The 24,455-nt window shown below is 66.8% G+C and carries 23 protein-coding genes and 1 tRNA gene; 7 read left to right on the forward strand and 17 right to left on the reverse strand.

Going from position 1 to position 24,455, the window contains the following annotated elements:
- The first annotated feature begins 6 nt into the window (after nt 1-6).
- Nucleotides 7-309 carry a GIY-YIG nuclease family protein gene (locus C3E99_RS06435; protein ID WP_076075678.1) on the forward strand — a complete coding sequence of 101 codons (303 nt, stop codon included), beginning with the start codon at nt 7-9 and terminating at the stop codon, nt 307-309.
- A 106-nt stretch (nt 310-415) separates the two neighbouring features.
- Here C3E99_RS06435 and C3E99_RS06440 read toward each other — a convergent pair whose 3' ends face one another.
- Entirely contained in the window at nt 416-1,414 is a 999-nt protein-coding gene (locus tag C3E99_RS06440; protein WP_104959564.1) for a 2-hydroxyacid dehydrogenase, read from the reverse strand.
- A 128-nt stretch (nt 1,415-1,542) separates the two neighbouring features.
- Between C3E99_RS06440 and C3E99_RS06445 the strand changes: the two genes are divergently transcribed.
- Together C3E99_RS06445 and C3E99_RS06450 are read left to right on the forward strand one after the other, a co-directional pair.
- Nucleotides 1,543-2,001 carry an SH3 domain-containing protein gene (locus tag C3E99_RS06445; protein WP_067184039.1) on the forward strand — a complete coding sequence of 153 codons (459 nt, stop codon included), beginning with the start codon at nt 1,543-1,545 and terminating at the stop codon, nt 1,999-2,001.
- Nucleotides 2,002-2,074: 73 nt separating this feature from the next.
- Nucleotides 2,075-3,058: a phosphatase PAP2 family protein gene (locus C3E99_RS06450; RefSeq protein WP_104959565.1), complete on the forward strand. Its 984-nt coding sequence runs from the start codon at nt 2,075-2,077 to the stop codon at nt 3,056-3,058.
- Nucleotides 3,059-3,127: 69 nt separating this feature from the next.
- On the opposite strand, the gene C3E99_RS06455 is transcribed toward C3E99_RS06450, so the two are convergent.
- The 3 genes from C3E99_RS06455 to C3E99_RS06465 all read right to left on the reverse strand — a co-directional run bounded on the left by C3E99_RS06455 (nt 3,128) and on the right by C3E99_RS06465 (nt 6,223).
- On the reverse strand, nt 3,128-3,550 hold the full coding sequence (locus C3E99_RS06455; RefSeq protein WP_067110026.1) for an RcnB family protein: 423 nt from the start codon (nt 3,548-3,550) through the stop codon (nt 3,128-3,130).
- Between the two features lie 382 nt (nt 3,551-3,932).
- Nucleotides 3,933-5,120, reverse strand: coding sequence for an acetyl-CoA C-acyltransferase (locus C3E99_RS06460; RefSeq protein WP_076075673.1), 1,188 nt, complete (start codon nt 5,118-5,120; stop codon nt 3,933-3,935).
- A 125-nt stretch (nt 5,121-5,245) separates the two neighbouring features.
- Complete coding sequence (locus C3E99_RS06465) at nt 5,246-6,223, reverse strand: helix-turn-helix transcriptional regulator (RefSeq protein ID WP_076075670.1); 978 nt, start codon at nt 6,221-6,223, stop codon at nt 5,246-5,248.
- Nucleotides 6,224-6,411: 188 nt separating this feature from the next.
- Between C3E99_RS06465 and C3E99_RS06470 the strand changes: the two genes are divergently transcribed.
- The 3 genes from C3E99_RS06470 to C3E99_RS06480 all read left to right on the forward strand — a co-directional run bounded on the left by C3E99_RS06470 (nt 6,412) and on the right by C3E99_RS06480 (nt 11,035).
- Nucleotides 6,412-9,138: a YadA-like family protein gene (locus tag C3E99_RS06470; RefSeq protein WP_199775072.1), complete on the forward strand. Its 2,727-nt coding sequence runs from the start codon at nt 6,412-6,414 to the stop codon at nt 9,136-9,138.
- Between the two features lie 241 nt (nt 9,139-9,379).
- Nucleotides 9,380-10,834 (forward strand): coniferyl aldehyde dehydrogenase, encoded by a 1,455-nt coding sequence (locus tag C3E99_RS06475; RefSeq protein WP_076075662.1) that lies wholly within the window; start codon nt 9,380-9,382, stop codon nt 10,832-10,834.
- Nucleotides 10,835-10,948: 114 nt separating this feature from the next.
- Nucleotides 10,949-11,035: transfer RNA gene (locus C3E99_RS06480), tRNA-Leu, on the forward strand.
- A gap of 512 nt (nt 11,036-11,547) precedes the next feature.
- Here C3E99_RS06480 and hemN read toward each other — a convergent pair.
- The 10 genes from hemN to ccoN are packed head-to-tail and all read right to left on the reverse strand — an operon-like array spanning nt 11,548 to nt 20,869.
- The gene (hemN, locus tag C3E99_RS06485; protein WP_076075660.1) at nt 11,548-12,861 is read right to left on the reverse strand and encodes an oxygen-independent coproporphyrinogen III oxidase; all 1,314 of its coding nucleotides are present in this window, start codon (nt 12,859-12,861) and stop codon (nt 11,548-11,550) included.
- Between the two features lie 32 nt (nt 12,862-12,893).
- A complete protein-coding gene (locus tag C3E99_RS06490; RefSeq protein WP_067107790.1) occupies nt 12,894-13,118 on the reverse strand; it encodes a hypothetical protein in 225 nt (74 codons plus the stop codon).
- On the reverse strand, nt 13,115-13,261 hold the full coding sequence (ccoS, locus tag C3E99_RS06495; RefSeq protein WP_067107787.1) for a cbb3-type cytochrome oxidase assembly protein CcoS: 147 nt from the start codon (nt 13,259-13,261) through the stop codon (nt 13,115-13,117). The genes C3E99_RS06490 and ccoS overlap by 4 nt, the downstream gene beginning before the upstream one ends.
- Nucleotides 13,258-15,375, reverse strand: coding sequence for a heavy metal translocating P-type ATPase (locus tag C3E99_RS06500; protein WP_104959566.1), 2,118 nt, complete (start codon nt 15,373-15,375; stop codon nt 13,258-13,260). The genes ccoS and C3E99_RS06500 overlap by 4 nt, the downstream gene beginning before the upstream one ends.
- The gene (locus C3E99_RS06505) at nt 15,372-15,818 is read right to left on the reverse strand and encodes a FixH family protein (RefSeq protein WP_067184025.1); all 447 of its coding nucleotides are present in this window, start codon (nt 15,816-15,818) and stop codon (nt 15,372-15,374) included. Before C3E99_RS06505 ends, C3E99_RS06500 begins: the two co-directional genes overlap by 4 nt.
- A complete protein-coding gene (ccoG, locus tag C3E99_RS06510; RefSeq protein ID WP_083675093.1) occupies nt 15,815-17,338 on the reverse strand; it encodes a cytochrome c oxidase accessory protein CcoG in 1,524 nt (507 codons plus the stop codon). Before ccoG ends, C3E99_RS06505 begins: the two co-directional genes overlap by 4 nt.
- Nucleotides 17,325-18,290, reverse strand: a complete 966-nt coding sequence (ccoP, locus tag C3E99_RS06515; RefSeq protein WP_076075654.1) for a cytochrome-c oxidase, cbb3-type subunit III — start codon at nt 18,288-18,290, stop codon at nt 17,325-17,327. The genes ccoG and ccoP overlap by 14 nt, the downstream gene beginning before the upstream one ends.
- Nucleotides 18,280-18,453: a cbb3-type cytochrome c oxidase subunit 3 gene (locus C3E99_RS06520; RefSeq protein WP_067184021.1), complete on the reverse strand. Its 174-nt coding sequence runs from the start codon at nt 18,451-18,453 to the stop codon at nt 18,280-18,282. The genes ccoP and C3E99_RS06520 overlap by 11 nt, the downstream gene beginning before the upstream one ends.
- Complete coding sequence (gene ccoO / locus C3E99_RS06525) at nt 18,450-19,199, reverse strand: cytochrome-c oxidase, cbb3-type subunit II (protein WP_067107773.1); 750 nt, start codon at nt 19,197-19,199, stop codon at nt 18,450-18,452. The genes C3E99_RS06520 and ccoO overlap by 4 nt, the downstream gene beginning before the upstream one ends.
- An 11-nt stretch (nt 19,200-19,210) precedes the next feature.
- Nucleotides 19,211-20,869: a cytochrome-c oxidase, cbb3-type subunit I gene (ccoN, locus tag C3E99_RS06530; protein WP_067107770.1), complete on the reverse strand. Its 1,659-nt coding sequence runs from the start codon at nt 20,867-20,869 to the stop codon at nt 19,211-19,213.
- Between the two features lie 229 nt (nt 20,870-21,098).
- Here ccoN and C3E99_RS06535 point away from each other — a divergent pair, with 229 nt between their 5' ends.
- The gene (locus tag C3E99_RS06535) at nt 21,099-21,770 is read left to right on the forward strand and encodes an OmpW/AlkL family protein (protein WP_076075652.1); all 672 of its coding nucleotides are present in this window, start codon (nt 21,099-21,101) and stop codon (nt 21,768-21,770) included.
- On the opposite strand, the gene C3E99_RS06540 is transcribed toward C3E99_RS06535, so the two are convergent.
- The 3 genes from C3E99_RS06540 to C3E99_RS06550 are packed head-to-tail and all read right to left on the reverse strand — an operon-like array spanning nt 21,771 to nt 24,405.
- The gene (locus tag C3E99_RS06540) at nt 21,771-22,466 is read right to left on the reverse strand and encodes a Crp/Fnr family transcriptional regulator (protein WP_067107764.1); all 696 of its coding nucleotides are present in this window, start codon (nt 22,464-22,466) and stop codon (nt 21,771-21,773) included.
- A gap of 46 nt (nt 22,467-22,512) precedes the next feature.
- Nucleotides 22,513-23,364 (reverse strand): N-carbamoylputrescine amidase, encoded by an 852-nt coding sequence (aguB, locus tag C3E99_RS06545; RefSeq protein ID WP_076075646.1) that lies wholly within the window; start codon nt 23,362-23,364, stop codon nt 22,513-22,515.
- 57 nt (nt 23,365-23,421) lie between these two features.
- Nucleotides 23,422-24,405, reverse strand: coding sequence for an agmatine deiminase family protein (locus C3E99_RS06550; protein WP_104959567.1), 984 nt, complete (start codon nt 24,403-24,405; stop codon nt 23,422-23,424).
- Nucleotides 24,406-24,455: the final 50 nt, after the last annotated feature.

Raw genomic sequence — 24,455 nt, forward strand, 5'->3', positions numbered from 1 at the left:
GAGGCCATGCGCGAACGTCAGCCGGCGGTCTATATCATGGCGAGCCGGCGCAACGGGACGCTGTATACTGGCGTAACCTCGAACTTGGCGCAGCGCGTGTGGCAGCATCGCGAAGGATTGGGCGGCTTTTCCGGTCGTTATGATTGCGGGATGCTTGTGTGGTTTGAAATTCACGCAAACATGGAATTTGCCATTGCGCGGGAAAAGCAACTTAAAGCTGGCAGCCGCGCGAAGAAACTGGCGCTGATCGAGGCGGAAAATCCGCTCTGGCGCGATTTGTGGCCTGACATTCTCGACGGCAGCGAGTGACACTCTGGATTGCTTCGCTTCGCTCGCAATGACGGAGTTTCATAGCGCACCGTCATTGCGAGCGAAGCGAAGCAATCCAGAGCGGCTCAACGCGCCCGTTGGGAAACTACACCCACCCCTCCAGCACCTGGTCCGGCGGCCGGTGGCCGTCGGCCCAGGCGCGGATGTTGGCGATGACCTTTTCGCCCGACGCCTCGCGCCCCTCGATCGTCGCCGAGGCGAGGTGCGGCAGCAGTACCGCATTGTCGAGCGTCAGCAGTTCGGGATCGACCACCGGTTCCTGCGCATAGACGTCGAGCCCGGCGCCCGCGATGCGGCGGCTCTTCAGCGCCGCGATCAGCGCCTTTTCGTCGATAATTTCTCCGCGCGCGGTGTTGATCAGATAGGCGGTCGGCTTCATCGCCGCGATCCGCGCCGCGTTCACCATCTCGTGCGTCTCGGTGGTGTGCGGGCAGTGGATCGTCACCACGTCGCTGATCCGCAGCAGCGTGTCGACGCTCGCGTGATAGCTCGCGCCCAGTTCGTCCTCGATCGCTTCGGGCAGGCGCCGGCGGTTGTGATAGTGGATTGACAGGCCGAAGGCGCGGGCGCGGCGCGCGACCGCCAGCCCGATGCGCCCCATGCCGATGATGCCGAGCAGCTTGCCCCCGACGCGGCGGCCGAGCATCGTGCTGGGCGCCCAGCCTTCCCACCGGCCCGATCGCATCAGCTTCTCGCCCTCGGCCAGCCGGCGCGGGACCGACAGGATCAGCGCCATCGTCATGTCGGCGGTGTCCTCGGTGAACACGCCGGGGGTGTTCGCGACCATGATGCCCTTTGCGCGCGCCGCGGCCAGGTCGATATGATCGACGCCGGCGCCGAAATTGGCGATCAGCTTCAGCCGCTCGCCCGCCGCCGCGATGATCTCCGCGTCGATGCGGTCGGTCACCGTCGGAACGAGCACGTCGCAATTCTGCACCGCGGCGCGCAGTTCGTCGATCGTGAAGGCGCGGTCGCGCGCCGAGAGGGTGACGTCGAACAGCTCGGCCATGCGCCCTTCGACGTGCGGCATGAGCTGGCGGGTGACGATGACGCGCGGGCGCCGGGGACGGGAGGAATCGGACATGACCGCCGATAGAGCGTGCCGCGGCGAAGGGGTCAAGAGGGGCGGGCGCGACGAAGCCTGTGGACGAACCGTGCCGCGCGTGCCGCGAGCGGTTGAAAAAGCGGGCGGAGTTTGACAAGGCATCGGCCATGAAAAGCCGCCAGATTCTCGCTGTGCTGGCGCTGGTGGCCGTGATCGGCCCCGCCGCCGCCCAGTCCGACCCGCAACTGCCCTATTGGGCCTCGATCAGCGTCGACGAGGCGCGGATGCGCAAGGGGCCATCGCCCGACGTGCCGGTGATCTGGGAATATCGCCGCAGGGACCTGCCGGTGAAGGTGATCGCGCGGCACGAACTATGGCGCAAGGTCGAGGATCCCGACGGCACCCGCGGCTGGATGGCGGCGCGGCTGCTCAGCCGGACGCGCACCGCGATCGTCACCGGCGGAACCCGCCCGATGCGCGAATCGCCGAACGAATCCGCGCCTGTCGCCTATCGTGCCGAAGCCGGCGTCGTCGGCCGGATCAGCGATTGCCGCGACGGCTGGTGCCGCTTCGACGTCAAGGGCCGCCGCGGCTGGATCGAAACCGCGCATATCTGGGGCGATTGATTTTTCGCGCGCGCGCGGTCGATCGGGGCCGCCATTAATCGAATTTTATGCGCGCGCCGCTAACAGGCGGACCATGAGCGCATCCCTCCATCGTGAACCCGAATCACAGGGTTTCGACGACGCGTCCTGGCTGCTCATCGGGCTCTGCCTGCTGTTCCTGATCGCTTTCCAACTTGCCGCGCCTTTCGCTTTCGCGGCGAACGGCTTCGGCGGATCGGCCGCGATGATCGGCCTGCTGTGGACCACCGACCGCTTCTATACCCGCTATCGCGTCCGCCCGGCCTTTGCCGCGCTGGTCACGTCGGTCATGCTGATCATCCTCTTCTCGATCGTTGGCGGCATCCTCAGCTATCTGGTCGCCGCGCAGGGCGGGGCGCTCTGGGATGCGCGGCTTCAGCGCTGGGACCTGGCGCTCGGCTTCGACTGGCTCGGCTATGCGCGCTGGGTCAACGATCATCCGACGCTCGCCACCCTCTATCGCTGGGCCTATGTCAGCATGATCCCGCAGCTTCTGGTGATGGTGCTCGCCCTGACCGCCACGAACCGGCTGCGCGAGATGCGGATCGCGATATGCGCCGCGATTCTCGCGGGGCTGGCGGCGGTGCTGCTTTCGGGCCTGACGCCGGCGGTCGGAAATTATATCCACCTGAACCTTGGTCCCGGCGATCTGCCGAACCTGCGGCCCGCGGCGGCCGTCGTCCACTACGCCGACCTGACGGGGCTGCGCGACGGCAGCTTGCGTCTGATCGACGTGACGCGGATCGAGGGGATCATCACCTTTCCCAGCTATCATTCCGCGCTCGGCGCGATCTTCATCTGGGGATTTGCGCAGCTGGGCCGCGCCGGATGGGCGGGGATGCTGTGGGCCGGTCTGATGCTGTTGGCGACGCCGATCGACGGCGCGCATTATCTGGTCGACGTTCTCGCGGGGATCGCGCTGGCCGCGGCGGCGCTGATCGCGGCCGGTCGGCTGGTGCGCCGCCCGTGGCTCCGGCCGGTTGCCAAAGCCGCCGGCGACAAGGCCCCGCTGCCGGCGCCCTCGACCCTTCCGGCCTGACCCTTCTTGGTCAGGACAAGGAAAAAGGGCCGGGCGCGAACGCCCGACCCTTCGACCGCCCGCCGGTGATCAGCGCCAGCGGAAGTGGTTGCGGTAAACCTTCATCACCTTGCCGCTGCGCACATTGACCAGCAACAGGTCGTTGTAGTGGCGGACATAGGCGAGGTTACGGCCCGCACGCGGCACGCCCCAGCGGCTGTCATAATTTAGCCGATAGGCCGGCGCATAATAGTTGGAGCGCAGCGTCGAACCGGCGCGGAACTGCTGATATTTGAACGGGGCGCGCCAGTTCTGATAGCGATTGTCGCGGCGCCAGTCGCGGACGTCCTGGCGATATTCGCGCTTCGCATCGCGCACGTCGCGCTGGTTGCCGTGCGTCTGCGCATAGCGGATGTCCTGCCGGTCGCGGCGCAGCTCGTGCGTCTGGGCCTGCGCCATCGCGGGAACCATCATCGCGGCAATCAGGCCGGCGGTGAGAATTTTATTCTTCATGGTGCCATTCCTTTGATCGGTCACGGGGGAGGGGATCTGCCCGATGACAGGGAAAGGATTAGGCGAGTCGGTTTGAACGAACCCGGAATGCCGCGTTTATCTTCGGCTCATCAGTGTCGCAGTTTGTCGCGGTCGAATGGCGGGAGGAGCGAAGCCCCGCGGCAATCCAGAGCGGGCGGTAACTGCGCTGAATTGCTTCCCCCGGATCGGCTCGGCAATATCCCTTTTCGACCGGCAACCGTTCCCCGGCGAAAGCCGGGGGCCATGCGGGCAGCGCCGTGCCATCCGGACCCCGGCTTTCGTCGGGGAACAGGCCCCTACTTGCCTTAAGGATATATATGTCGATCAGGTCGGGGGTCGCAAAGACGAAGTCTATGCCCTGTCAGACCAGTTCGACCGCCACCGCCGTGGCCTCGCCGCCGCCGATGCACAGGCTCGCGATGCCGCGCGTCTTGCCGTGACGCTGGAGCGCCGCGATCAGCGTCGTGATGATGCGCGTGCCGCTCGCGCCGATCGGGTGGCCGAGCGCGGTCGCGCCGCCGTGGACGTTGATCCTGTCATGCGGAATGCCCAGATCGTGCATCGCGAACATCGCGACGCAGGCGAAGGCCTCGTTGACCTCGAACAGGTCGACATCGGCAATCGACCAGCCCGCTTTTTCCAGCACCTTGTTGATCGCGCCGACCGGGGCGACGGTGAAATCCTTGGGCTCCTGCGCGTGTGCGGCGTGGGCGACCAGCTTCGCGACCGGCTTCGCGCCCTTCGCATCGGCGACCGACTGGCGCGTCAGCACGACTGCGGCGGCGCCGTCGGAAATCGACGAGCTGGTCGCGGCGGTGATCGTGCCGTCCTTGGAGAAAGCGGGGCGCAGCGTCGGAATCTTGTCGGGGTTGCCCTTGCCGGGCTGTTCGTCGGTGTCGACGACGACTTCGCCCTTGCGCGTGGTCAGCGTCACCGGCGTAATCTCGGTGGCGAAGGCGCCGCCCGCGATCGCCGCCTGCGCGCGCTTCAGCGATTCGATCGCATAATCGTCCTGCGCCTGACGGCTGAGCTGATAGGCGTCGGCGGTGTCCTGTGCGAAGGTGCCCATCGCGCGGCCCGCCTCATAGGCATCCTCGAGCCCGTCGAGGAACATATGGTCATAGGCGGTGTCGTGGCCGATCCGCGCGCCGGAGCGATGCTTCTTGAGCAGATAGGGCGCGTTGGTCATCGATTCCATGCCGCCCGCGACGACCAGGTCGATGCTGCCCGCCGCCAGCGCCTCGGCGCCCATGATCACGGTCTGCATGCCCGAACCGCACACCTTGTTGACGGTGGTCGCCTGCACCGACTTGGGCAGGCCCGCCTTGATCGCCGCCTGCCGCGCCGGCGCCTGACCCAGCCCGGCGGGGAGGACGCAGCCCATGTAGATACGCTCGACATCCTCGCCCTTCACCCCGGCGCGCTCGACCGCCGCCTTGACCGCGGTCGCGCCCAGATCGGTCGCACTCGCGTCCGACAGCACGCCCTGCATGCCGCCCATCGGGGTGCGGGCATAGGAAAGAAAGACGACGGGATCGGTTGCGGTCATGATGCGAGACTCCGGTGGAAAAGGTCGGACGCCGGTCTAGCGGAAATGCTGCACGTGCGAAAGAAGATTGAGCCGTATCGTCGATCGAGCGCCGGGCGATGACGGAACCTGGCCACCGTCCGTCTTCAGCCCAGTGACGACCGCCAGTCGCGTGGAGTCATGCCGAAGCGGCGGCGAAAGGCCTTGGTGAAGGCGGACGGGTCTTCGTAGCCGCTTTGCAGGGCGACCTCGCCGATGTCCAGGCTCAGGTCGCGCAGCAACTGGCGCGCACCGTTCAGCCGAACATCGCGAATATATTCCGCTACGGCCACTCCGCGCCGATCGAACAGGCGATAGAGGCGGGCGCGCGAGCAATGAAGCGCCTGCGCGACCGCGCCGACCGTCAGGCGCGTATCAGCGCGATGCTGATCGATAAAGCGGCAGGCGGCGGCGAACAGCGATCGGTCGGCCATGGGCCGGTTCACCCCGAACCGCTCGCCGCATTGTGCAAGATAGGCGCGGACCAACAACCCGAGCGAATCCATGGCCGCACCCGATGCCGCGGCGTCCATCTTCGGGCCGAGTTGCGCCATCGCCCGCAGGTCGATTGCAATCATTCGCGCCAGCGGCGTATCGGGAAGGCGCATCAGGGGGTCGTCTCCCCGCAAGGAGGACAGGCCGGTTGCCCGGTGCACCAACGCGCGAGGCAACGAGATATAGAAAGCGCGATAACCGGCGGGCGAATTCGCCGTGCGTGCGCGCTGCGCGTCGAACAGGGCGATGCCTGACGCGTGTGAAAAAAGGGTCCGGCCGTCGCCGCGGTCGGTCACCTCGATCGCGCCGCCGCTGACCAGCGCCAGGCACATGTCCCGCTCGTCCACTTCGGTAAACCGGGCTTTGGTGGGAGCGCAGACCGTTTCGGAAAAGCCGATCCCGTCGTCCCCCTCGCAGCCGATGACGCCCGCGCCATAGTGGCTGTGATCGAGCAGCGGCATCGGCGCCAGATCCACCTCGGGGAAATGCGATCGCCAGAATTCGAATGCATCGTCCGGAGCGACACCGTTCGTATTGACCGAAAAGAAACGCGCCGCTCGTTGAGCGCTCAAATTGCGTTTTTTCTCCATATTCGCCCCCCCTTTTTTCTAGCGTATCTCTCGATGGCGTTCAACTGGCCGGGATTCGCTTCATCGAGACAAGCGGCCGAAGGCTGAAACAGCCGCACTAACGGCCGGGCATCCGCCGCGTCTATGCAGGCGACCGATTTGATCTGCGGCCGGGGCCCGACGCGCCCGGTCTGACCAAGGAGGTAGAGATGGGGCGATTGTCGAATGGGTTTCACAAAGTCAGCGCTGCCGCACGCGCGGAACGTCGGCTGCGTCTGGTCCGCCGGGATCGTTTCATATGGCCGGGAAGCGTCCTGGGGGCCGCCGGCTTCCTGTTCGCCCTGTCGCCTTCGGCGGCCCTTGCGGACGATCCGGCCTATACTTTGTGTCCGGGTGGTTTGATCAGTTTCACCGGCTTTTGCCCCGCCGATCCTCCACAACCGACCCCAACCCCAGCCCCAACCCCAACCCCAACCCCGACCCCAACCCCGACTCCCACGCCGGTCGATCCAGAGGCGAGCTTCGCCACCGGCGATCTGTCGGTGGCGATGGGCGAAGGCGCTGTCGCCGTCGGCGTGTCGAACACGGCCAGCGGTCAGCGCGCCATCGCGGTTGGGACGGCCAATCTGGCGGATGGCTCGAACGGCGTCGCCATGGGCGCCGCCAATGAGGCGCTCGGACAAACGAATGTGGCGATGGGGATGCAGAATGTCGCGGACGGCGCGGCCGTCTCGGTCGCGGCCGGTATCGGCAATCACAGCTCCGCCACCGGAAGCACCGCATTGGGCATCGCAAACACCGCGAGCGGCATAGTAAGCTCCGCTTTCGGTTACGGCAATGGCGCATCCGGTACATTCAGCCATGCCATCGGCACCTACAGCACCGCGCTGGGCGACTACAGCACCGCGCTGGGACTGAATGCCGCCACCGGCGTGAGCGCCGCCGGCGGCCTGGCGCTGGCTGGCTGGTACGACCGGAATGGCGACGGCAACTTCCTGTCCCCCGATTATCTGAACGTCGACACCGACGAAACCGCAGCGGCAATGGGCATAAGCGCCGTCGCGGTAGGCAGCGGCGTTCGCGCGTCGGGCGACTACAGCAGTGCGTTCGGCGTCAACGCAATCGCCATCGCAACCGGTTCCACGGCCATCGGTTTCGGGGCAGTCGGCGACGTCGCGGGCGCGCTTTCGGTCGGTTCGATTGATGCCCCCGGACGCATCGTTCATGTCGCCGCCGGGCAAAGCGGAACCGACGCGGTCAATTTGGGGCAACTCGATGCCGTGTCCCAGCGCGTTTCCCAACTGGAAACCAGCATTCCGTCAGGTGTCGTCGCTGGCCTTGGCACGCTCGCGCTTGGCAACGGATCGAATGCGTCCGGCGACACATCGCTCGCGATGGGGGGCAATGCGTCATCGCAGGGAACGCAGGCCGTTGCCATCGGCGCCTCTTCGGCGGCGTCGGGGGAGCAGGCGCTCGCCCTCGGGGGCAAGGCGGATGCGGCAGGCAAGACATCCATCGCTATCGGATCGGGTGCACGCACGGGTGGCCGGAGCTTCGATATCCTTTCGATTCCGACGGGTTCGATCCTGTTCGCAGCCGCGGCTGCGGTTGAAGACGAGAGTGCGAATGATGCCATCGCCATCGGGACAGATGCTTCGGCGAGCGCCGACGACGCCATAGCGATCGGCAAGGGCGCTTCGGCGTCTGCTGCAGGCGCTATCGCATTCGGCGCCGGATCGCTGGCGGATACGGCGAACACGCTGTCGGTCGGCAACGCGTCGCAGACTCGCGTCATCACCCGCGTTGGAGCGGGCGCAATCGATGAAAACAGCAGCGACGCCGTGACGGGCGCCCAGCTTTATGACACCAACCAGGCCGTGGCGGGACTGGAAGGGCGTGTCGCTACGCTGGAAGATCAGGCGGGTGCGGCGGTTCAGTCGAGCGTCGCGGCAACCTCTGCAGCGCGGGATGCCGCGCAGTCGGCCAATTTGGCCGCTGCGGGCGCAACGACCGCCGCAGCGGATGCCGTGAATGCGGCGGCAGGTGCCCGCACCGCTACGGTCGAGGCAACCGCTGCGGCTGAGGATGCACGCAGCGCGGCACAGGAGGCCCGCGTCTCGCTTGCCCGGACCGAGCATATCGCCATCAGCGGTGAGGGCGACGCACCGGTCGCCAGTGGTCCCAATGCGGTTGCCATCGGTGGCGGCGCTCAGGCTACGGACGGCAACGCGGTGTCGATCGGCTTCGGCAATATCGCCTCTGGCAATGGGGCCGTTGCCATTGGCGACCCCAATGTCGCAACCGGAACCGGCGCGGTTGCCATCGGCGAAGACAATGTCGCGACGGGTATCGGCGCCATTGCTCTTGGCAATGCCAATCAGGCCTATGGCGCCGGCGCGGTTGCGCTGGGCAATGGTGCAAGCGCCACCGGTGACGGCGCGGTCGCCATCGGCCCCGATGCGGTGGCCGGGCGCGCCAATCAGGTGGCGCTGGGTAGCGCGCGCTCGACATACAAGCTGGCGGGCATCGCGTCGGACGCCAGTCGTGCCGCCCAGCAGGGCGCGGTCAGTCTCGTGACGTCCGACATCGCGGGCAATCTTGCGACGCTCGATCTCGACGTCAACGCTCTCCAGAATTTGGGAAACAGGCTCGATGCGATCGAAAGCGGCGTTAACGCGATCGGCAGCGCCCTGAACCGCGCGACACGCCGTGCTGACGGCGGGATTGCCACGGCCATGGCGTTGGGCGGAACGGTGATGCCCGCCGATGTCGACTTCGCCCTGTCGTTCAATCTGGCGACTTTCCGCGGGCAGCAGGGATTTTCAGGGTCTCTGGTGGCCCGTATCAGCGAGCGTGTCTGGGTATCGAGTGGCATCGCCGGATCGACCGTCGGAGGATCGACGGGCGCGCGCGCCGGTATCACGTTCGGCTGGTAGGGAGGGGGCATGGTGAGCAATCCTCCTCTCCTGCGTCCGCCTGCCGGCGAGGGGAGGAGGGCGGTGGCCCCCGTGGTTTTTGTTTGCCGAAAACCGCTGTCCTACAATCGTTCGCTGCGTTATTCTTGCATGCTTTCCACGCGGCCTTCCGCCCGGTTGCGCGCGCGTCAGGCGGGTTTCATCTTGCAACCCGCCGCGCGGCATGGTCAATTGCCGGCCGCAAGTCATAGGGGAGACGGTCATGGCCACCGCCATCAAGCAGGATATCGCCGGCAAAGCCGCCCGCATGCAGCAGGTCCTTGCCGCGCAGAAGGCGAGCTTCACCGCCGCCATGCCCGAAAGCCTCGCGGTGCGCCGCGACCGCATCGATCGCGCGATCGCGCTGCTCGTCGATCATGCGGAGGATTTCGCCAAGGCGGTCAGCGAGGATTTCGGCCACCGCAGCCGCGAGCAGACGCTGATGACCGACATCATGCCCTCGGTCAGCGCGCTCAAGCATGCGAAGAAGCATCTCGCGAACTGGGCGAGGGGGGAGAAGCGCAAGCCGACCTTCCCGCTCGGCCTGCTCGGCGCGAAGGCAGAGGTCATGTACCAGCCCAAGGGTGTCGTCGGCGTCGTGAGCCCGTGGAACTTCCCGATTGGCATGGTGTTCGTGCCGATGGCGGGCATCCTCGCCGCGGGCAATCGCGCGATGATCAAGCCGAGCGAGTTCACCGAGAATATCTCGACGCTGATGGCGCGGCTCGTTCCTGACTATTTCGACGAAAGCGAGATGGCGGTGTTCACCGGCGATGCGGAGGTCGGCATCGCCTTCTCGAAGCTCGCCTTCGACCATCTGATCTTCACCGGCGCGACGAGCGTCGGACGGCACATCATGCGCGCCGCCGCCGAAAATCTGGTGCCGGTGACGCTCGAACTCGGGGGCAAGTCGCCGACCTTCATCGGGCGCAGCGCGAACAAGGACCTGGCGGGACAGCGCGTCGCGATGGGCAAGCTGATGAACGCCGGACAGATCTGCCTCGCGCCCGACTATCTGCTCGTTCCCGACGATCAGGAGGCGGCGGTGATCGACGGCGTCGCCAAGGGGGCGGCCGCGCTCTATCCGACCCTGCTCGCCAACGACGACTACACCTCGGTCGTCAACACGCGCAATTACGACCGGCTGCAATCCTACCTTGCCGATGCGCGCGACAAGGGCGCCGAGGTGATCGAGGTCAACCCGGGGAACGAGGATTTCGCCAGTTCGAACGGCCACAAGATGCCGCTCCACATCGTCCGCGGCGCGACCGACGAGATGAAGGTGATGCAGGAAGAGATTTTCGGCCCGATCCTGCCGGTGCGCACCTATCGGACGATCGACGATGCCATCGACTATGTGAATGCGCACGACCGTCCGCTCGGCCTCTATTATTTCGGCCAGGACCGGAGCGAGGAGGAGCGCGTGCTCACCCGCACTATCTCGGGCGGCGTCACCGTCAACGACGTGCTGTTCCACAACGCGATGGAGGATCTGCCCTTCGGCGGGGTCGGACCGTCGGGGATGGGCAATTACCACGGGGTTGACGGCTTCCGCACCTTCAGCCACGCGCGTGCCGTCTATCGTCAGCCCAAGTTCGATGTCGCGGGGCTGGCGGGTTTCAAGCCGCCCTATGGCAAGGCGACCGAAAAGACGCTGGCGCGCGAACTTAAGAAATAGGGACATACGGCGCGCCGGCCGAGGCGTCGCGGGGCCAACGATAGGCTATGGCCATCCCCCGCGCGCATCCTTATAGGGGCGAATCTGTCGATCGGCCCGCCGGGCGGTCGCCGTGCGGGTGTGGCGGAATTGGTAGACGCAGCGGATTCAAAATCCGCCTCTGGCAACAGAATGCCGGTTCGAGTCCGGCCACCCGTACCAGCTTTTTCGTGATTGTCAGAGCATCGAGCCTTAAATCTGACCCATCGTCCCGTTCGTGTCGAGCGCAGTCGAGACACCCATCAGCGTGGCGCAAGGCCGATGGGTGTCTCGACTGCGCTCGACACGAACGGATATAGGGGCGTTGCGGGTTTATGGCACGCTGCTCTAAATCTGAACCGTTGCCCTGAGCTTGTCGAAGCCTGTCCTGAGCGTATGCAAGGCAGTCGAAGGGGGCGGTCCTTTTTTTGGCGCCGCAACAAAAGGGACGGTGCTTCCCCAGGATCAGGTCGGCAATCATCTCCTTCCGACAGGTGAGCGTTCCCCGGCGAAAGCCGGGGCCCATGCGAGGCAGGCGCACGTAGCTGGACCCCGGCTTTCGCCGGGGATCACCGGCGTTCTTGTCTCAAGGGTATAAACGCCGACGTGATCCGGAGTCAGCACGAACGGCAGAAAATGGATGCTGAAACGAGTTCAGCATGACGAACGGATGAGGTAGCGCGTCGAAACCCGACTTAGACCGCCGAGCTGAACCGCCGCGGCGAATGCTGGCGATAGGGGTCGAAGGCCGCCGCGATGCTTCGGGCATAGGGCAGGCCCTCCGGCGGAATCGCCACTGCCCCATGGTCGAACGAGCACAGCCCGGCCTCGACATAGGGTGCCAGCCGTTCCCACGCCTCGTCGACCAGCGGCTTGTCGGCCCGGGCCCGCCCGTGGCAGAGCAATTCGCTGATGATCGCGCCGCGCCGGCGATCCTCGACGTCGCGCGCCTTGCCGAGCGCGATCGGCAGGATGTCGTGCGACAACAGCATGCGATAACGCCCCGAATTCTTCTCATTCTGTGCGAGCAGCGAGGGAAAGCTGCTGATCGCCGAAGCGCCGAGGCCGATCAGCGCCGGCGCGCCGTCGTCGGTGAAGCCCTGGAAATTGCGCCGCAGCCGCCCGGCGCGCGCCGCCTGCGCGATCGGATCGTCGGGCAGGGCGAAATGATCGAAGCCGATCGGGACATAACCCGCCTCGACCAGCGTCCGATGGCCGAGCGCCGCCATGCGGAACCGCTCGGCTTGCCCCGGCAATGCGCTGTCGTCGATGCGCCGCTGGCGCGGGATCAGGTGCGGGACGTGGGCATAGCCGAACAGCGCGATGCGGTCGGCGCCGAAGCGCACCGTGCGGTCGAGCGTATCGGCCAGATCGTCCTGCGTCTGCCCCGGCAGTCCGTACATCAGGTCGAAGTTGAGCGATCGGATGCCGCCGCGGCGCAATGTCTCGACGCTTGCCTCGATCGTCTCGACCGGCTGGATGCGGCCTATCGCGGCCTGCAGATGCGGGGCGAAGGTCTGGACGCCCAGGCTGGCCTGTGTCGCACCGACCCCCGCGACGACATCGCCCCATGTCGACGACATCGCACGCGGATCGAGTTCGATCGAGATGGTCGGATCGTCGAGCGGGAAATGGATGACCAGCGCTTCCATCAGGTGGATGAAATCGGTCGGCGCGATCGCATTCGGACTGCCGCCGCCAAAGGCGATGCGGCGCACCCGCGTGCTCGCGGGCAGCAATCCGGCGACCAGTGCGATCTCGCGGTGCAGCGCGGTCAGATAGCTGGTCAGCCGTTGCGCCTTGTTGGCGGCGCCCGTGTTGCAGCCGCAATACCAGCAGATATGCTCACAATAGGGGATATGGAGATAGAGCGAGACGTCGCCGGTCGCGGTGGCGACCGCTTCGGCGAACCGGTCGGGACCGACGTCGGGGGTGAACTCTGCCGCCGTCGGAAAGCTGGTGTAGCGCGGCACCGGCGTTGCGAGCAGATCGGGATGATAGGGCCACATGCAGGCGCTTGTCGCCGAAGACGGGCGGGCTGTCATTGCGCCCGGTCAATTTGCTTGCGCGAACGGCTGTTGTGGCACCCCTTCGCGCAGCAGGGCGCGGGCGTGTCGCCCGAAGGCGCCTGGCCGCCGAGCGGAACCGACGTCGCGCCGCCGCCGCAAAGCATGACCGCCAGCATTCGCTGCGACGTGCCCGGTAACGGCCCGGTCATCGCCGGGATCAGCGCCGACAGCGCGAAGAGCAGCGGGCTGGGCGTCATATGTCTTCCTCGTCGATCAGGATGCGCGCCGCAGAGCCGTCGGGATCGTCGAACTGGCCGTTCCGAAGCGCCCAGAAGAAGGCGCCGAGGCCGAGAAGGCCGAGCGCGAGCGCGGCAGGAATCAGGATCGCAAGGCCGGTCATCGCGCGATCCTCGCCAGACGCAGCGAATTGCCGACGACGATCAGCGAACTGATCGACATCGCCAGCGCGGCGATCAGCGGCGTCACCAGCCCCGCGATGGCGAGCGGCACCGCGAAGATGTTGTAGAGGATCGCCAGCGCGAAATTCTGCCGCACGATGCGCATCGTCGCGCGCGATGCGCGCACGGCGCGGGGCAGGGCGATCAAAGAATCCTGCACGAAGACGAGGTCGGACGCCTGCAATCCGACATCGCTGGCCGTGCCCGGCGCGATCGAGGCGTCGGCGGCGGCGAGCGCCGGGCCGTCGTTGAGCCCGTCGCCGACCATCAGCACATGGTGTCCGGAGGCGCGCAGCCGGGCGATCGCCGCCTGCTTGTCGGCGGGCGTCGCGCTCGCCTGCGCCGTCAGCCCGGTTTCGCGCGCCACCTCGGCGACCGCGGCGATGTTGTCGCCCGACAGGATCGAGCATTCGACGCCGAGCGCGCGCAGTCCGGCGAGTGCTTCCGCCGCATCGGGACGCAGCCGGTCGCTGCAGACGATCAGCCGGGCGGGGGCGCCGTCTATGTCGAGCACCACGGCGGTGCCGGTCGCCTGTTCGGGGCGGCGCAAGGCCACCGCGCCATCGTCATGATGCGCGAACACGCCTTCGCCGGGTCGCTCCTCGACGCCCCACAGGCTAGCGGCGCGGACGCCGCGGGCCGCAAGCGCACCGGCCAGCGCGCGCGACAGCGGGTGGCGGCTGTGCGACGCCAGCGCGAGCGCGATTCCGGCCTCGGTCGGCGGCAGCGCGTCGAGCGCGGCCGGATCGGGCGTCAGGCGCCCCAGCGTCAGCGTTCCCGTCTTGTCGAGCAGCGCGCGGTCGATGGTCGCAAGCCGTTCGAGCGCCGAGCCGTCCTTGACCATCAGCCCCGCCCGCATCAGCGCGCCGCTCGCCACGACCTGCGCCACCGGCACCGCAAGGCCGAGCGCGCAGGGACAGGTGATGATCAGCACCGCGACGCCGATGACCAGCGCCTCGTACAGGCTCGCCCCCCCGATCAGCCAGCCGATCACCGAGACGGCGGCGAGCGTGTGGACCGCGGGCGCATAGAGGCGCGATGCCCGGTCGGCGATGCGGACGTAGCGCGACCGGCTCTGCGTCGAGGCTTCCATCAGCCGCGCGATCTCGGCGAGCGTCGTGTCCTGCCCGGCATGGCTGACGCGCACGTCGACCGGCGCGTCGAGGTTGAGCGTGCCCGCGAGCGCGGCATCGCCGCGATGCAGCGCGATCGGCGCACTTTCGCCGGTCAGCAGCGACTGGTCGAAGCGGCTCTGACCCGCGACGATCTCTCCGTCGGCGGCGAGCCGTTCGCCCGCCGCGACGCGCATCACCATGCCGGCGGCGAGCTCGTCGGCCTTGCGCCATGCCAGCGTGCCGTCGGCGGCGACCACCGTCGCGCCCTGCGCCGCCTGGCGGATCAGCGCATCGACACCGGCGCGCGCCTTGTCGCGCATCATCGCGTCGAGCACCCGCCCCGCGAGCAGGAAGGTCAGTAGCATCAGCACGCCGTCGAACCACGCATGCTCGCCGCCGACGGCGGTCTCGTAGAAGCTGAGGCCGGTAGCGATCAGGACGCCGATCGAGATCGGCACGTCCATGTTGGTGCGCCCGTGCCGCAGCACGCGCCATGCCGAGGCGAAGAAGGGGCGTCCGGCGTAGGCGACCGCGGGGATCGCGATCGCCGCCGAAATCCAGTGGAACAGCGATCGCGTCGCGCCGTCGGCGCCCGACCAGATGCTGACCGACAGCAGCATGACGTTCATCGCGGCGAAACCCGCGACCGCGAACGGGGCGAGCAGCGGCTTCACCGCCGACAGATTGGGTGCAAGTTCGTCACGGCGCGGCTGCGCCTCGAACCCCAGCACTGCAAGTGCATCGACCAGATCGCGTTCCTCGACGCGGTCGCCGTGCGCGACGGTCACCGTGCGCGCCGACAGGTTGACGCGTGCGCCCGAAACGCCGGGCAGGGTGCTCAGCCCGCGCTCGACCTTGCTCATACAACCGGCGCAATGCATCCCCGGCACCGCGAGCACGGTGCGCAGCGGCGCGACGTCGGGGCGCGGCTGTGCGCTCATTGCAGTGCTTCTTCGCGGCGCCAGCGCTGTGCGCCGTCGGCGACCGCGAGGCGCAGCGTCCACCGGCCCTCCGGCACGGCTTCGTGCGACAGATAGCGGCCCTCGCCGATCGCCTCGAAGCGGAGCGCCCGGTCGGGCAGGCGGCCGAGCGGATGGCGCGCGACGCCGGCCACGCTGGCCTCCTCACCCGGCCCTTTCAGCGTCACGAGCAGCCGGCCGTCGGGGCGCCATGCGGTCACCGCGTCCCAGCCGAGCGCGCGTTCCGCCTCCGCATCGTCGAGCCACTTGTTGAAATGCTGGCTCGCGACATAGCTGTTCTCGACCACGATGCCGCCGAAGGTCGACGCGGCATAGCGCGCCATGACGACGTTGACCGCGATGATCGTGCCGAAGAAACCGACGAGGACGAGCGCCATGTGGCGGCCGGTGAAGGGGCGGTTCATGGATTGACCTCCGGCGCTTCGAAGCGCGTTTCGCTGCTGTCCCGCTCGCCGCGCTCGTCGAGCGAACGGACGGCGAAGGTGATCGCCTGCGCCGGCGTGTCGCGCGGCGCGACGACATAGAGGCGCAGCGGCTGGGTCGCGTCGGCGGGGACGGTCAGGGTCAGCGACCGTGCCGCGTCGGCCCGGTCCATCTCGTCGGTCCACATCATGGCGCCCCGGACGCCGTCGATCGTGATCGCCATGTCGCGCGGACGGCTTTCCATGTTGCGCAGCTTGATCGTGTAGGCGTTGCGGACGCTGCCGTCGCTGAGCAGCATGAAGGGCGGGTTGCGGTCGGGCGCGACCGAAATGTCGGTGCGCGTCCGCGCGCCGAGCAGGAACAGCAGCCCGAGGCCGATCCCACCCCAGGCGAGGAAATAGACGATCGTGCGCGGGCGCAGCAGCGTCTTCCACGCCGGACGCGGCGTTTCGCCCGCGGCTTCGCGCTTGCAGTCGTCGAGCGTCGCATAGTCGATCAGTCCGCGCGGCCGCCCGATCTCGCCCATCACCCGGTCGCACGCGTCGATGCACAGCGCGCAGGTGATGCAGCCGATCTGCGGCCCCTCGCGAATGTCGATTCCGGTTGGACAGACCGCGACGCACTGGTTGCAATCGATGCAGTCGCCGAACGCTCCCGGGTCCTTCGCCGCCTTCTTGACGCTGCCGCGCGGCTCGCCGCGCCAGTCCTTGTAGGTGACGATCAGCGATTTCTCGTCGAGCATCGCGGTCTGGATGCGCGGCCACGGGCACATGTATATGCACACCTGCTCGCGCATGAAACCGCCGAGGGTGAAGGTCGTCGCGGTCAGGATGGCGACGGTCGCATAGGCGACGGGCGCGGCGTCGCCGGCCCAGAAATCGCGCGTCAGCGTCGGCGCATCGGCGAAATACATGATCCACGCGCCGCCGGTCCAGAAGCTGATGACCAGATAGATCGTCCATTTGACCGCGCGCTTCGCGATCTTCTCGGCGGTCCACGGCCCGTTGGCGAGCCGGATCTGCGCGTTGCGGTCGCCGTCGATCAGGCGGTCGACGTGCTGGAACAGGTCGGTCCAGACGGTCTGCGGGCAGCTATAACCGCACCAGGCGCGCCCGACGGCGCTGGTGACGAGGAACAGGCCGATGCCGGCCATGATCAGCATGCCCGCGACGAAATAGAATTCGTGCGGCCATATCTCGATCCCGAACATGTAGAAGCGGCGATGCGCGAGATCGACGAGCACCGCTTGGTCGGGCGCATAGGGACCGCGGTCCCAGCGGATCCACGGCGTGATGTAATAGATGCCCAAGGTGACGAACATCACCAGCCATTTGAAGCGGCGGAACGGGCCCTGCACCTTCTGCGGGTAGACGCCCCGGCGCTTTTCGTAGAGCTGCGGCTCGTTCTCGGGCGGGGGCGGCGGCGTGCGTTGCTTGCGGGACGATGCACGCAGCGCCGCGGCGTCCGCCGCGAGTACGGACAGGGGGTCAGGGCCGGACATCGCCCGCCTCTTGCGGCGCCGCGCCGGCCTGCGCCGCGGCTATTTCACCGGGCGCCGCAGCGGTGGCCGCAAAGGCTTCGCCGCCTCCCAGCGAATGGACATAGGCCGCCAGCATCTTGATCGTCACCGGATCGAGCCGCCCGCCCCACGCGGGCATCACGCCGAGCCGCGCGTTGCTGATCTGTTGCACGACCTGCGCCTTCGATCCGCCATAGAGCCAGATGGCGTCGGCGAGGTTGGGCGCGCCGAACTGGCGATCGCCCTTGCCGTCGGCGCCGTGGCATGCCGCGCAATTGTCGGCGAAGATCTGCGCGCCGGTCGCATTCGGTTTTGCCCGGCCCGACAGGCTCAGCACATGGTCGGCGACCGCCGAAATCTGTCCGTCGGTCAGCATCTGGTCGCGGCCGAAGGCAGGCATCAGGCTGGTGTGCGTATCCTTGCCGCCCGGCTGGCGCGTGCCATGGATGATCGTATATTCGATCTCCTTCAGATTGCCGCCCCAAAGCCAGTCGTCGTCGTTGAGGTTCGGATAACCGATCGAACCCGCCGCGCCGGCACCGTGGCACTGGACGCAATTGACCTTGAAGGCGGCGCGCCCGCCCGCAACGGCGGCGCGCATCAGCGCCGGATTGTCGGGCAGCTTCTCGATCGGCATGTCGGCGAGCGCCGCGACGGTCGCGGCGCGCGCCTTGTCCTGTTCCGCGATCTCGGTCGCGAGTTGTCCGCGGCTCGACCAGCCGAGCACGCCCTCGGTCGCGCGATCGATCATCGGCCAGGCGGGATAGGCGATCACATAGGCGATACCCCAGACGATCGTGGCGTAAAAGGCCCAGAGCCACCAGCGCGGCATCGGCGTGTCGAGTTCCTCGATGCCGTCCCATTCGTGGCCGACGGTCTGCGTGCCCGTCGCTTCGTCCAGGCGGCTACCGGCTGCGAGCTTGTCATTCGCCATCGTTGTCGTCCTTGAAAATCGCCTCGGCGGCTTCCTGATTGCGCGACCGGGCGCCGGGCCGGAACGGCCATGCGCACAGGATCACGAACACGACCAGCATCGCGAGCAGCCCCCAGCTGTCGGCGAGATGGCGCAGCGTTTCATAGGTCGAATGATCGTTCATCGGCCCTTCTCCGACGCCAGCTCTTCCTGCGCCGCCGCGCTGTTCACGTCGACCAGCGTGCCGAGCATCTGGAGATAGGCGACCAGCGCATCCATCTCGGTGACGCGGCCGGGATTGCCGTCGAAATCGCGAATCTGCGCCTTGGGATAGCGCTTCGCGAGGTCGCCGGCGTCGGCATCAGGGTCGGCCTGCGCGCGCAGGTCGGCCTCCGCCTGCTCGATGTCGGCCTTCGTATAGGGCACGCCGACCTTGCGCAGCGCTTCCAGCCGCGCGGCGGGATCGCCGACCTTCAGTTCCTTCTCGGCGAGGAAGGCGTAGGGTGGCATGATGCTTTCGGGCACGACAGACCGCGGGTCCTTGAGGTGCTGGACATGCCATTCGTCCGAATAGCGGCCGCCGACGCGCGCAAGGTCGGGCCCGGTGCGCTTCGACCCCCACTGGAACGGGTGGTCGTACATGCTTTCCGCGGCGAGGCTGTAGTGGCCATAGCGCTCGACCTCGTCGCGGAACGGACGGATCATCTGGCTGTGACAGGTATAGCAGCCCTCGCGGACATAGATGTCGCGCCCCGCCTGTTCGAGCGGCGTATAGGGACGCATCCCCTTCACCTTCTCGATCGTGTTGTCGATCCAGAACAGCGGTGCGATCTCGACGATGCCGCCGATCGCCACCGCGATGAAGGCGAAGACGCCGAGCAGGGTGACGTTGCGTTCCAGCTTCTTGTGATGTTGGGTGACACTGGCCATGGCGACTATCCTTATTCGGCCGGGGCGGGCGCGATCGGGCGATCGGCGGCCGCGTCATAGGGAGCGGAGGACATCGGGGCCTCCTCGCGCTGGCGACCCTGGATCGTGCGCCAGACGTTGACGACCATCAGCACGCCGCCCGCGAGGTAGAGCACGCCGCCGAACGCGCGGAGCAGGTACATCGGGTGCAGCGCGGCGACCGTGTCGACGAAGCTGTTCACCAGATAGCCGTCGGCGCCATATTCGCGCCACATCAGCCCCTGGGTCACGCCGGCGACCCACATGGCCGAGGCATAGAAGACGATCCCCAGCGTCGCGAGCCAGAAGTGCCAGTTGACCATGCGCAGGCTATAGAGCCGCTCACGGTTCCACAGCCGCGGAACGAGGTAGTAGACTGCGGCGAAGGTGATCATCCCGTTCCAGCCGAGCGCGCCGGCGTGGACATGGCCGATCGTCCAGTCGGTATAGTGCGACAGCGAGTTGACGACCTTGACGCTCAGCATCGGGCCCTCGAACGTCGCCATGCCATAGAAGGCGAGGGCGACGACCATCATGCGGATGATCGGGTCGGTGCGCACCTTGTCCCACGCGCCGTTTAGCGTCATCAGCCCGTTGATCATACCGCCCCAGCTCGGCATCCACAGGATGACGGAGAAGACCATGCCCAGCGTCTGCGCCCAGTCGGGCAGCGCGGTATAGTGCAGGTGGTGCGGGCCCGCCCAGATGTAGAGGAAGATCAGCGACCAGAAGTGCAGGATCGACAGCCGATAGCTGTAGATCGGCCGCTGCGCCTGCTTGGGCACGAAATAATACATCATCGCGAGGAAGGGCACGGTCAGGAAGAAGGCGACCGCATTGTGCCCGTACCACCACTGGACCAGCGCATCCTGCACGCCGGAGAAGGCCGAATAGGACAGCGATCCCGTCCACGACACCGGCACCGCCAGATTGTTGAGGATGTGCAGCATCGCGATGGTGATGATGAACGACAGGTAGAACCAGTTCGCCACATAGATATGCGGCTCCTTGCGCTTCAGCAGCGTGCCGACGAACACCGCGCCATAGAGGACCCAGACGATCGTCAGCCACAGGTCGACATACCATTCGGGCTCGGCATATTCGCGCGACTGCGTGATGCCGAGGACATAGCCGCTCGCCGCGAGCACCAGGAACATTTGATAGCCCCAGAAGACGAAGCGGGCGATCCCGGGGAAGGCCAGCCGTGCACGGCAGGTGCGCTGCACGACGTAGAAGCTCGTCGCGATCAATGCGTTGCCGCCGAAGGCGAAGACGACCGCAGAGGTATGCAGCGGCCGCAGCCGCCCGAAGGTCGTGTATTCGAGGCCGAGGTTCAGCGCCGGAAAGGCGAGCTGCAGGGCGATGTAGAGGCCGACCAGGAAACCGACGATTCCCCAGAAGACGGTCGCGAGCACGCCCCAGCGCACCGGATCGTCGTCATAGGTTGTCTCGCCCGACGGCATCCGCAGGACGCCGCGCGCGATCGTGCTGTAATCCGCCTTGGAGACGCCGATCGCCATGATGACCAGCGCCGTGAAGGCGACGATCGTCATGTGGATCGAGAAGCCGGCGTCCTTCGCGGTGGCCGCGGCCACCAGGGCCACCAGCATCACGGCGATCCAGATGCCGCCGCGCGCTACGACTTTGTCCATGAATCTTACCCCTACTGAACGGGGCCGCCCTGCGCCCCGCCTGTCGGTGAAACATTGATCCGGATCAATTATCAAGCCGGGAACGACCAATATTTCGCGCCGCTTCGGCGGGGCGGAACCCTTTTTGCGCAGGATCAATGTAGCGGGTCGTGAAGCGGCGCAGCAGGCCGCCGCGCCATAATCACCCTGGGCCGCGAAGGGCGGCCGCTATGGCGCACGGAGACTATCAATGCGTAAGCTTCCCCTCCTGCTGGCAACCGCTGCCTTCGCCGCGGCCGTCCAGCCCGTCCATGCCCAGGAAGGGCAGGGCCGGTTGCAGGTCAAGCTGCTGGCGACGGGCGTGCTGCCCGACGGCAAGATCGACAAGGTGCGCACCGACCTGATCGGCCTCCCGGCGGGCACGCAGACCAGCGCGAACGATAATGTCGTCCCGACGCTGGCCATCGAATATTTCGTCTCGCCCGCCGTGTCGGTCGAAACCATCTGCTGCATGACGCAGCATGACGTCGACGGAACCGCGGGTCTTCCCGGCGCCGAACTGGTGTCCAACGCAAAGCTGGTGCCCGCTACCGTCACGGTCAAATATCATTTCAATCCCGGCGGCGTGTCGCCCTATGTCGGGGCGGGGCCGGCCTATTTCCTGTTCTTCAAGGAAAAGCCCGGCGCCGCGACGCGCACGCTCGGCGCGACGCGCTTCGACATGTCGAACGAACTCGGCTTCGCTCTGCAGGCGGGTGTCGATATTCCGGTGAATAACAGCGGGCTTGCGGTCAGCCTCGATGCCAAGCGCTATTTCATCGACACCAATGCGCGTTGGTTCGCCGGCACCACGAAGGTGCTGGAAACGCGCCACCAGCTCGACCCGTGGGTGATCAGTGCCGGGGTCGCGCTGCGCTTCTGATCAGCCGGCAAGCGCCTTCAGCTCCGCGCGGTCGCGAATGACGACCGCGCGGCGCGATGGCAGGTCGACGATTCCGTCGCGCTTCAGCTTGGTGAACTGACGGCTGACGGTCTCGATCGTCAGCCCCAATATATCGCCGACCTGCTGGCGCGAGAAGGGCAGGTCGAAGCGGTCGAGCGGCTGGTCGGGCGTGTCGCAGCCCGGATCGACGAGCCGTTCCGACATGTCGAGCAGGAAGGTCGCGACCCGTTCCTCGGCATTCTTGCGCCCGAGCAGCAGCATCCAGCGTCGCGTCCGGTCGAGCTCGGTCAGCGTGCGCTGGAGCAGCTTGTGTTCGAGCGCGGGGTGGCGGCTCGCGAAGCCGTCGAAATCGGTGCGCGAAAAGACGCAGACCTTCGCTTCGGTCATTGCCGTCACCGAATGCGGCGTCGTGGCGCCGAACGGCCGGCCGATGAAGTCCGAAGGATAGACGACGCCGACGATCTGCTCGCGCCCGTCCTCGGTACCGGTGGACAATTTGAGCACGCCTTCGACGACATTGGCGACGAGGACGGACTCGCTGTCCTCCCAGATCAACGACTCTCCCGGCTCCAGCGTGCGGCGACGGCCGATCGCATTAAGCGCCTCGACCTCGACGGAGTCGAGCGCAGCGCATATCGACCGGTTGCGGACGACGCAGGCATCGCAAGAATTCATGATTTAAAGGTACCATCGGTCCGTCGCGGACGCAATGGAGCGAGGGTCAGACGTCCTCGACCAGCCGGCCATAGAGCTGCGGGCGGCGATCGCGGAAGAAACCCATTCCCGCCCGATGCTTAGCGGCGCGGTCGAGGTCGATCGTCTCGATCAGCACGCCCGTTTCCACCGCTCCGAACGCCTTGGACAAATTGCCCCACTCGTCACTGATGAAGCTGTGGCCATAGAAATCGGATTCGCCCTCGGTGCCGATGCGGTTGGCGGCGATTACCGGCATGCAGTTCGAAACCGCGTGCCCCTGCATCGCGCGGCGCCACATCTGGCTCGTATCGAGATCGGGGTCATAGGGCTCCGATCCGATCGCGGTCGGATAGAAAAGCAGTTCGGCGCCCATCAGCGCCATCGCGCGCGCGCATTCGGGATACCATTGGTCCCAGCAGACACCGACGCCGATCCGCGTACCGAACAGGTCCCAGACCTTGAACCCCGTGTTGCCGGGGCGGAAATAATATTTCTCTTCATAACCGGGGCCGTCGGGAATGTGGCTCTTGCGGTACGTTCCCATGATGGCGCCGTCGGGACCGATCATCGCGAGCGTGTTGTAGTAATGCGGCCCGTCCTTCTCGAAGAAGCTGGTCGGGATGGCGACGCCCAGTCGGGCGGCGAGCGCCTGCATCGCGACGACGCTCGGGTGCTCGGTGGTTGGCCGCGCGCCGGCGAACAATTCCTCTTCCTCGACCTGGCAGAAATAGGGGCCTTCGAACAGTTCGGGCGGCAGGATGACCTGCGCGCCTTGCGCCGCGGCCTCTTCGACCAGTGCCGACACGGCCGCGATATTGGGTTCGATGGGGCCGGGCAGGGGAAGCTGCAGCGCGGCGACGGTGAGGGTGCGGGGCATGGCGGATCCGTGATGGGCTCGAAACGAGCCGGAATATAGGGGGCTTTGCGCCCGATGCTAGGACGGAAGCTGCTGGCTCGAGCAATGGAAGCTGCCACCGCCGACGATGATTCCGCGCGCATCGATCCCGACCGTGCGGCGATCGGGGAACAGCGCGCCGATCGTATCGACCGCCGCGCGATCATTCGCGGCGTCATAGGTCGGGACGACCACCACGCTGTTGCCGATATAGAAATTCATATAGCTCGCCGCCGCAAGGTCGCCGTCGATTTCGATGCGGCCGGGCGAGGGTAGATCGACAATCTCGATCCCGCCGAACGCCGCGGCGCGCGCGCGCGCGTCGGCATAGACGGAGGCGTTGGGGTCATGATCGTCTGTCGCCACGGGAATCGCCAGCCGCCCCTCGCCGACGAAGCGCGCCAGATTGTCGACATGCCCGTCGGTATGGTCGCCGATCAGTCCATTGCCCAGCCACAGCAGTCGCTCGATGCCGAGCGACTGGCGGAGCCGCACCGCGATATCCTCGCGCGTCAGCGTCGGGTTGCGGTTCGTGTTGAGCAGGCATTCCTCGGTCGTGACGCATAGGCCGGTGCCGTCGACGTCGATGCCGCCGCCTTCGAGCACCCAGTCCTGATCGTCGACCGGCAGTCCGCCTGCATGCGCGAGCGCGGCGCCGACCTCCTGATCGCCGGGCATGACGAATTTCTCGCCCCACCAGTTGAATTCGAAGTTTCGCGCCCGTCGCGCCGCGCCGGTTCCGGCGACGATCGGCCCGGTATCGCGCAGCCAGATGTCGCCGAGCGGCTGGACGATGATGCGTGCCGCCGGATCGACGAGCGCCGCCGCGACCTCGGCCTGGCGCTCGTCGTTGACGACGAGCCGCACCTCTTCGCCCTTGCCGCCGTCGTGGACCGCATTGGCGAACGCCGCGACGTCGCGGCGCGCGGCGTCAATCCGGCCCGCCCACTCCGCGTCGAGGTGCGGGAAGCCGATCCACACCGCTTCGTGCGGCGCCCATTCGGCGGCCATGCGCAACGTCATGTCTGCTCTCGATCCTTGTTTCCTGCTCCGCCATGGCGAGCAGGGCAAAG

It is taken from the genome of Sphingopyxis sp. MG (assembly GCF_002953155.1).
GTDB classification, from domain to species: domain Bacteria; phylum Pseudomonadota; class Alphaproteobacteria; order Sphingomonadales; family Sphingomonadaceae; genus Sphingopyxis; species Sphingopyxis granuli.

Bases quoted from the DNA above. Each gene is read 5' to 3' on its own strand.
- C3E99_RS06435 (WP_076075678.1), top strand. From the start codon at position 7: ATGCGCGAACGTCAGCCGGCGGTCTATATCATGGCGAGCCGGCGCAAC.
- C3E99_RS06440 (WP_104959564.1), bottom strand. From the start codon at position 1,414: ATGTCCGATTCCTCCCGTCCCCGGCGCCCGCGCGTCATCGTCACCCGC.
- C3E99_RS06445 (WP_067184039.1), top strand. From the start codon at position 1,543: ATGAAAAGCCGCCAGATTCTCGCTGTGCTGGCGCTGGTGGCCGTGATC.
- C3E99_RS06450 (WP_104959565.1), top strand. From the start codon at position 2,075: ATGAGCGCATCCCTCCATCGTGAACCCGAATCACAGGGTTTCGACGAC.
- C3E99_RS06455 (WP_067110026.1), bottom strand. From the start codon at position 3,550: ATGAAGAATAAAATTCTCACCGCCGGCCTGATTGCCGCGATGATGGTT.
- C3E99_RS06460 (WP_076075673.1), bottom strand. From the start codon at position 5,120: ATGACCGCAACCGATCCCGTCGTCTTTCTTTCCTATGCCCGCACCCCG.
- C3E99_RS06465 (WP_076075670.1), bottom strand. From the start codon at position 6,223: ATGGAGAAAAAACGCAATTTGAGCGCTCAACGAGCGGCGCGTTTCTTT.
- C3E99_RS06470 (WP_199775072.1), top strand. From the start codon at position 6,412: ATGGGGCGATTGTCGAATGGGTTTCACAAAGTCAGCGCTGCCGCACGC.
- C3E99_RS06475 (WP_076075662.1), top strand. From the start codon at position 9,380: ATGGCCACCGCCATCAAGCAGGATATCGCCGGCAAAGCCGCCCGCATG.
- hemN (WP_076075660.1), bottom strand. From the start codon at position 12,861: ATGTGGCCCTATCATCCCGATCTGCTCGCAACGCCGGTGCCGCGCTAC.
- C3E99_RS06490 (WP_067107790.1), bottom strand. From the start codon at position 13,118: ATGACGCCCAGCCCGCTGCTCTTCGCGCTGTCGGCGCTGATCCCGGCG.
- ccoS (WP_067107787.1), bottom strand. From the start codon at position 13,261: ATGACCGGCCTTGCGATCCTGATTCCTGCCGCGCTCGCGCTCGGCCTT.
- C3E99_RS06500 (WP_104959566.1), bottom strand. From the start codon at position 15,375: ATGAGCGCACAGCCGCGCCCCGACGTCGCGCCGCTGCGCACCGTGCTC.
- C3E99_RS06505 (WP_067184025.1), bottom strand. From the start codon at position 15,818: ATGAACCGCCCCTTCACCGGCCGCCACATGGCGCTCGTCCTCGTCGGT.
- ccoG (WP_083675093.1), bottom strand. From the start codon at position 17,338: ATGTCCGGCCCTGACCCCCTGTCCGTACTCGCGGCGGACGCCGCGGCG.
- ccoP (WP_076075654.1), bottom strand. From the start codon at position 18,290: ATGGCGAATGACAAGCTCGCAGCCGGTAGCCGCCTGGACGAAGCGACG.
- C3E99_RS06520 (WP_067184021.1), bottom strand. From the start codon at position 18,453: ATGAACGATCATTCGACCTATGAAACGCTGCGCCATCTCGCCGACAGC.
- ccoO (WP_067107773.1), bottom strand. From the start codon at position 19,199: ATGGCCAGTGTCACCCAACATCACAAGAAGCTGGAACGCAACGTCACC.
- ccoN (WP_067107770.1), bottom strand. From the start codon at position 20,869: ATGGACAAAGTCGTAGCGCGCGGCGGCATCTGGATCGCCGTGATGCTG.
- C3E99_RS06535 (WP_076075652.1), top strand. From the start codon at position 21,099: ATGCGTAAGCTTCCCCTCCTGCTGGCAACCGCTGCCTTCGCCGCGGCC.
- C3E99_RS06540 (WP_067107764.1), bottom strand. From the start codon at position 22,466: ATGAATTCTTGCGATGCCTGCGTCGTCCGCAACCGGTCGATATGCGCT.
- aguB (WP_076075646.1), bottom strand. From the start codon at position 23,364: ATGCCCCGCACCCTCACCGTCGCCGCGCTGCAGCTTCCCCTGCCCGGC.
- C3E99_RS06550 (WP_104959567.1), bottom strand. From the start codon at position 24,405: ATGACGTTGCGCATGGCCGCCGAATGGGCGCCGCACGAAGCGGTGTGG.